Origin of the sequence: Craurococcus roseus, assembly GCF_039523795.1 — a bacterium.
Classification (GTDB): Bacteria; Pseudomonadota; Alphaproteobacteria; order Acetobacterales; family Acetobacteraceae; genus Craurococcus; species Craurococcus roseus.
Map to the genome: position 1 here is coordinate 86,724 of NZ_BAAAFZ010000060.1, position 6,000 is coordinate 92,723.

The window sequence follows — 6,000 nt, forward strand, 5'->3', positions numbered from 1 at the left end:
ACGTCGGCGCGCTTCGGCGACGAGGGCTTCCAGGCTGCGGGGCGCGTTGCTGCGAATCACCTCGGCAAACGCGTACCTGTGATTGCGGCGAGAAGGGAAATCACCACCGACCACCCGGAGCGCCTGTCGTCGCGCAGCTCGGGTCTGAAACTGCGGTAAGTGCGGGCTTCCACGCCGCTCCAGCGGACCATGCCGTTTTCCGCTCCCGTGCCGTGGCGAGGAGCGGCAAAGCCGGCCCCCGAACCGTCATTGCTGCACGGCGGCCGAGGCGATCAACGGGTTTGGCGGAACGACGGGGCGCGCCAGCATCGCCGCGCAAAAAAAGCGCCCGGACAGGGGGGTGTCCGGGCGCCATTATTGTAGTTTCCGATCGGAAAGGTCGGGCGAGCCGGTAGGGGAAACCGGAACTCGTCCACCCACCACTGTTAGTGGCAGGCCCAAAGAAGATACCCTCTCTCCGATCAGAACGCAAAAGGCGTTTGGGGCGCGCGGTCATGCAACAGGCCCGAAAGCGGCCTGTTCACGAAAGGGTGATGCTGCCGGCGCGTTATTCCGCTGCTTGTGCCATGTGGAGCCTGGCGGCCCAGTCCTTCGCGGCGCGACCGAACGTCTCGAACAGGCCCCGGCTGACCGCGTCTTGTGACCAATCGTATTCCGGATGCCACTGGACGCCAAGGGCGAACCCCGGAACGTCCCGGACGCGCACCGCTTCGATCGTCCCGTCGGGCGCCCAGGCTTCCGCGACCAAGCGCGGCGCCAGCTTGGCGATCCCTTGATTGTGAAGAGAGTTCACCGGGAGCGTTTCGCCGCCGGCCAGCTTGGCCAGGGCGCTGCCCGGGGTGAGCCGCACGGCGTGGGCCTTCGCCACCCGCAGGCTGGCCAGCTTCTGATCCGATGGCGTGGAGTGGTCGAAGCGGCCCGGCAGGTCCTGGATGCGTTGATCGAGCGTGCCGCCGAGCGCCACGTTCAGCTCTTGGAAGCCGCGGCAGATCGCCAGCAGCGGCACCCCGGCCGCGAGCGCGGCGCGAATCAGCGGCAGGGTGGTGGAGTCGCGCGCCGGGTCCTCCGGCGTGCCTTCCGCGTGGGCGGGGCCTTGGTAGTGGTCCGGGCAAACGTTGGAACGGCTGCCGGTCAGGATCAGCCCGTCCAGCCGCGGCAGGATGCCCGGCACCAGCGCCTCGCCGGCCGCGGGAAGGAGCACGGGGATGCCGTCCACCGGGCCGAGCACCGCGCGGACGTAGCTGTCGGAGGCCGCGTGGTTGGGCGTGTTGAACACGCCGAACGCCTTCACGCAGCAGGAAATGCCGATCAGGGGCTTCATCGTGCCGTCAAGATCGCGGACCATCGTGGCCGCTTCAAGGCCGGAGCACCGGCATCGTTACGCTTGTGGCGCATGGTTGCCCCGCGGTCACGGTATGCCCAGTTCCTCGCGGAAGCGCGGGTCGTTGAAGTCGAACAGCAGGTTGGGGAAACGGCCGCCGTACTCGGGTTGGTACAGGCTCACGCGCGTTTCCCGCGCTTGAGCGTCAACCACCACCCACTGCTTCAGTTCCGTCGGCTGGTCGCTGAAGACCAGCGTGAGCCGACCCTCGGCCGCCTGCCCGGTGCGGAACAGGGTGATGGCGGTGAGGCCGCCGCCGCGCTCCACGCGGCTGACCGTCACCTCGCCGGACAAGCGCAGGTTCTCGCGGAGCAGGATGCCGAGCGGCGTGGAGCCGAGCGGCAGTGTCGTCGCCTGCTTCATCGCCTTGTCGTAGAAGAAGAATTGCCCGTGCGCGGCGACCAGCAACAAGGGTTCGGGCGGGTCGTACTCGAAGCGCATGCGGCCCGGGCGTGAAATCCACGCCGTCCCCTCCGCCGCCGCGCCCCCCTGCGCGATCTGCAGGAAGCGGGCCTTGAGGTTGCGCAGGTTGTTCAACCAAGCCTCCGCCCGCGCGATGTCGGCGCGGTCCGCGGCCGAGAGCGTCTGGGCGGCGGCGGGCGATGCGGCGAGGAGCAGGGCGGGGGTGGCGAGGACGGAACGGCGGCGCATGGCGGCACTATCTGGCCCGGCAAGGACTTGCGGGAAAGGTCCGGGAGGTGGCGACGGCGTTAACGATGGGCCACTGGCAGGCCCGCCGGGCCGCCCCGCGCCGGCGCGGACACCGTTCGTTTCCGTGCGTCACGTTTGCTGACTGGTCCGGTTCCGCCCGAGCGCCCAGGCTATCCCTGGACGGCGCGGCCCGGCGACCCGCCGCGCGATGATTCCGTCCCGGAGGGAAGTGGAGATGCCGTTCCCGATCACCCCCCGCCTCGTCGGGCGCCGCACGGCCCTCGGCTCCGCTGCCGGCCTCGCGGCGGCCTCGCTCGCCCGGGGCGGCTTCCCCGGTCCCGCCGCGGCCCAGCCGTCGGCGCCGCCGCTGCCGGCCACGCCGCGGCAGACGCCGGGGCCTTTCTACCCCGCCGATTGGTCGGGCGACGCCGACGCGGACCTGGTCCGGGTCGCCGGCGAGGAAGCCCGGGCGCTGGGCACCGTGACGCACCTGAGCGGCCGTGTGCTGGACGTCCGAGGCCAGCCCGTGGAGGGCGCCGTGGTCGAGATCTGGCAGTGCGACGCCAACGGCTTCTACCGCCACCCGCGCGACCGCCCAGGCGCGCGCGACCCCGGTTTCCAGGGCCGCGGCCGCGCAGCCACCGGCCCGGACGGCGGCTTCGCCTTCCGCACCATCCGCCCCGTGCCCTACCCGGGCCGGACGCCGCACATCCACGTCTTGGTGGCGGCGCCCGGGGCGCGCCAGCCGCCCCTCGTCACCCAGTTCTACGTCGCAGGCGAACCGCTGAACGAGCGCGACGGGCTGTTCAACGCGCTGCGCGATCCGCGCGAACGCGAAGCGGTGCTGATGCGCCTGGAGCCCGCCGACCGCATCGAGCCCGGCGCGCTGCTGGCCAGGCGCGACATCGTCCTCGGGTGAGGCGCCGCCGCCGGCGCTCTCAACGGCCGGGCGGCGCCGGCGCCGGCGCCGCCGGCGGCTGCACCACCCGGTAGCCTTCCGGCCGCCGGAACCGCGCCGGGTCCTGCGGCCCGTAGTCCACCCGCACCGCTTCCACCCCGCCCGTCCGGCCGTCCTGCGTGCCGACGCCGCGCAGCATCACCCCGTCGGCGGTGATGCACGCCTCGCCGGTCTGCTTCTCGTCCTCGTAGCGCCAGACGGTGCAGGGGAGCCCGGCATAGGCCGCGGTGCCCGTCCGGGTGAAGCGGCCCGCAGGGCCCGCGCCGCCGGGCAGGCCCATCGAAGCGCCAACGCGCCCGGGCAGCGGGATGACGACCCGCTGCTCGTCGGCGACGATGAAGCTCGCGCCGAGGTCCTTGTGGTCCACCACCGTCGCGCGCCCGCCGCCCGGCACCTCGATCCGCTGCCGGCCCTCGCCGGCGAGCCACGCCATGCGCATCTCCGGCACGGACGGCGGGCCGCCGACCACGCGGTACACCACGGCCACGTCGCGCTCGGGCAGGAGGAGCGGGCGGTCCTGCGCCACGGCTGGCCCGGCGGCAATCTCTGCCGCTACGGCGATCATCAAGAAGCGCCTCACCGGTTCAACGCCCCTCTTCCGTTGCGGACCGCACACGGCAACGCCCCCGAACCGCAGGGCGTTCAACCAGCCGCCGCGCTCACCGCTTCGCGGGGCCGTCGCCCGCCGGTGCTTCGATGACTTCGTAGCCCTCCGGCCGCCGGAACCGGGCCGGGTCCTGCGGCCCGTATGCTACCCGCGTGGCTTCCATCCCGCCCGTCTTGCCTTCGTGCGTACCGATGGCGCGCAGCAGCACCCCGTCTTCGGTGATGCAGGCCTCCCCAGCCGCCCGATGTCCATCCTCGTAGCGCCAAACCGTGCAACTCAGGCCCGCGTAGGCGGCATTGCCAACGCGGGTGTAACGTCCCGTGGAGTTCGTGCCGCCAGGCATTCCAGCGATGACCTCGGTACCGGCCGGTAAAGGCATCACCAAGCGCTGCGCGTCCAGAACCACGAAGCTCGTGCCAAGGTTCTCGTGGTCCACCACCGTCCAGCCGAAACCGTCCGGTAAATCCAAGCGCAGTCGGTTCTCTGCCGTCGACCAAGACACATGCATCTCGGCTTGGGCCGGCGGAGTGCCAATCCTGATGTAGGTGACGGCAAAATCGCGCGTCGGCCGCTCGGGCGGGCGGTCCTGCGCCAAGGCCAAGCCAAAGCTGGCGGCCGTGGCGAACAGTGCCGCCGACAATGTGCTACCGCCTGAGCGCCGGGGCGCGTTCCGCACGGAGTTCGCGCCGCTCACTCGTCGTCCCCGCCCGTCCGCCGCGCCAGCACCTCGCGCTTGCCGACGTGGTTCGCCGGGCCGACCACGCCCTCCTTCTCCATCTGCTCGATGAGCTTGGCGGCGCGGTTGTAGCCGATGGCCAGGTGGCGCTGGATGAAGGAGGTGGACGCCTTGCCCTCGCGCGAGACCAGCGCCACCGCCTGGTCGAACAGCCCCTTCTCGCCGTCCGACGCCCCCGCGATGCCCGACAGCGACAGGCCCTCGCCGTCGCCGCCGATGTCCTCCTCCGCCTCCGTCACCTCCTCCACGTAGGCGGGCTCGCCTTGCTCGCGCAGGAACTCCACCACTTTCTCCACCTCGGTGTCGGACACGAACGGGCCGTGGACGCGCGACACGCGCCCGCCGCCGGCCATGTGCAGCATGTCGCCCTGTCCGAGGAGTTGCTCGGCGCCCATCTCGCCGAGGATGGTGCGGCTGTCGATCTTGCTCGTGACCTGGAAGGAGATGCGCGTCGGGAAGTTGGCCTTGATCGTGCCGGTGATGACGTCCACCGAGGGCCGCTGCGTCGCCATGATGACGTGGATGCCGGCCGCCCGCGCCATCTGCGCCAGGCGCTGCACCGCCGCCTCGATCTCCTTGCCGGCCACGATCATCAGGTCCGCCATCTCGTCGATGACCACCACGATCATCGGCAAGGGCTCCAGGACCAACGGCTGCTCCTCGAAGGAGGGGCGGCCGGTTTCCGGGTCGAAGCCGGTCTGCACGCGGCGCGTCAGCACCTGGCCGGTCCGGCGCGCCTCCACCACCCGCTCGTTGTAGCCCCCGATGTTCCGGACGCCGAGCTGCGACATGGCGCGGTAGCGCCGCTCCATCTCGCGCACCGTCCACTTCAGCGCGCCGATCGCCTTGGAGGGCTCCGTCACCACCGGCGCCAGCAGGTGCGGGATGCGGTCGTAGACCGACAGCTCCAGCATCTTCGGGTCGATCATGATGAAGCGGCACTCCTCCGGGCTGAAGCGCCAGAGGAGCGACAGGATCATGGTGTTGATGGCGACCGACTTGCCCGAGCCGGTGGTGCCCGCGATGAGCAGGTGGGGCATCCGCGCGAGGTCGGCGATCACCGGCGCGCCGCCGATGTCCTTGCCGAGCGCCATGGGCAGCCGCCCCGCGTTGCGCGTCCAGTCCTCGGAGCCGAACATCTCGCCGAGCAGCACCGTCTCGCGCTTGGCGTTGGGCAGCTCGATGCCGATCACGTTGCGGCCCGGCACGGTGGCGATGCGGACGGCCGTGACGTGCATGTTGCGCGCTATGTCGTCGGCCAGGCCGATCACGCGCGCCGACTTGGTGCCCGGCGCCGGCTCCAGCTCGTAGAGCGTCACCACCGGGCCGGGATTGATGGCGGCGATCCGGCCGCGCACGCCGTAGTCCTCCAGCACCTGCTCGAGCAGGCGGGCGTTGGCGGCCAGGGCCTCTTCGCTCGGCCGGGACGTGGCGCGCCGGGCGGAGGGCTCGGCCAACAGGGAGAGCGGCGGCAACCGCCAAGGGCTGTCGGCGAGGTCGAGCTTCTGCTGCCGCACCGCTTCGCTGCGCTTGGGCATGGCGGGGGTGCCGATCCGGGGCGCCATCGCCGCCCCGGTGGACGCGGCTGCGTCCGGCCGTTCCGGCTCCGCCGGGGGAGGCTCGCGGGACGGCGTCGCAACCGGCGGCTCCACCGCCGGCTGCGGCGG

Annotated in this window: 6 protein-coding genes; 1 reads left to right on the forward strand and 5 read right to left on the reverse strand. The window is 71.7% G+C overall.

What is annotated here, in order from left to right; genetic code table 11:
* Positions 1-547 precede the first annotated feature (547 nt).
* Together ABD067_RS18475 and ABD067_RS18480 are read right to left on the reverse strand one after the other, a co-directional pair.
* Positions 548-1,321, reverse strand: coding sequence for a gamma-glutamyl-gamma-aminobutyrate hydrolase family protein (locus tag ABD067_RS18475; protein WP_343896982.1), 774 nt, complete (start codon positions 1,319-1,321; stop codon positions 548-550).
* A gap of 87 nt (positions 1,322-1,408) precedes the next feature.
* A complete protein-coding gene (locus ABD067_RS18480) occupies positions 1,409-2,032 on the reverse strand; it encodes a LolA family protein (protein ID WP_343896844.1) in 624 nt (207 codons plus the stop codon).
* A gap of 235 nt (positions 2,033-2,267) precedes the next feature.
* Here ABD067_RS18480 and ABD067_RS18485 point away from each other — a divergent pair, with 235 nt between their 5' ends.
* Positions 2,268-2,951 carry a dioxygenase family protein gene (locus ABD067_RS18485; RefSeq protein WP_343896845.1) on the forward strand — a complete coding sequence of 228 codons (684 nt, stop codon included), beginning with the start codon at positions 2,268-2,270 and terminating at the stop codon, positions 2,949-2,951.
* 19 nt (positions 2,952-2,970) lie between these two features.
* Here the strand turns inward: ABD067_RS18485 and ABD067_RS18490 are convergent, their stop codons facing one another.
* From ABD067_RS18490 to ABD067_RS18500, 3 genes are all read right to left on the reverse strand, one after another.
* On the reverse strand, positions 2,971-3,555 hold the full coding sequence (locus ABD067_RS18490) for a hypothetical protein (RefSeq protein WP_343896846.1): 585 nt from the start codon (positions 3,553-3,555) through the stop codon (positions 2,971-2,973).
* A gap of 94 nt (positions 3,556-3,649) precedes the next feature.
* On the reverse strand, positions 3,650-4,237 hold the full coding sequence (locus tag ABD067_RS18495; RefSeq protein WP_343896847.1) for a hypothetical protein: 588 nt from the start codon (positions 4,235-4,237) through the stop codon (positions 3,650-3,652).
* A 50-nt stretch (positions 4,238-4,287) separates the two neighbouring features.
* A partial coding sequence (locus tag ABD067_RS18500) for a DNA translocase FtsK (protein ID WP_343896848.1) occupies positions 4,288-6,000 on the reverse strand: 1,713 nt, incomplete at its 5' end.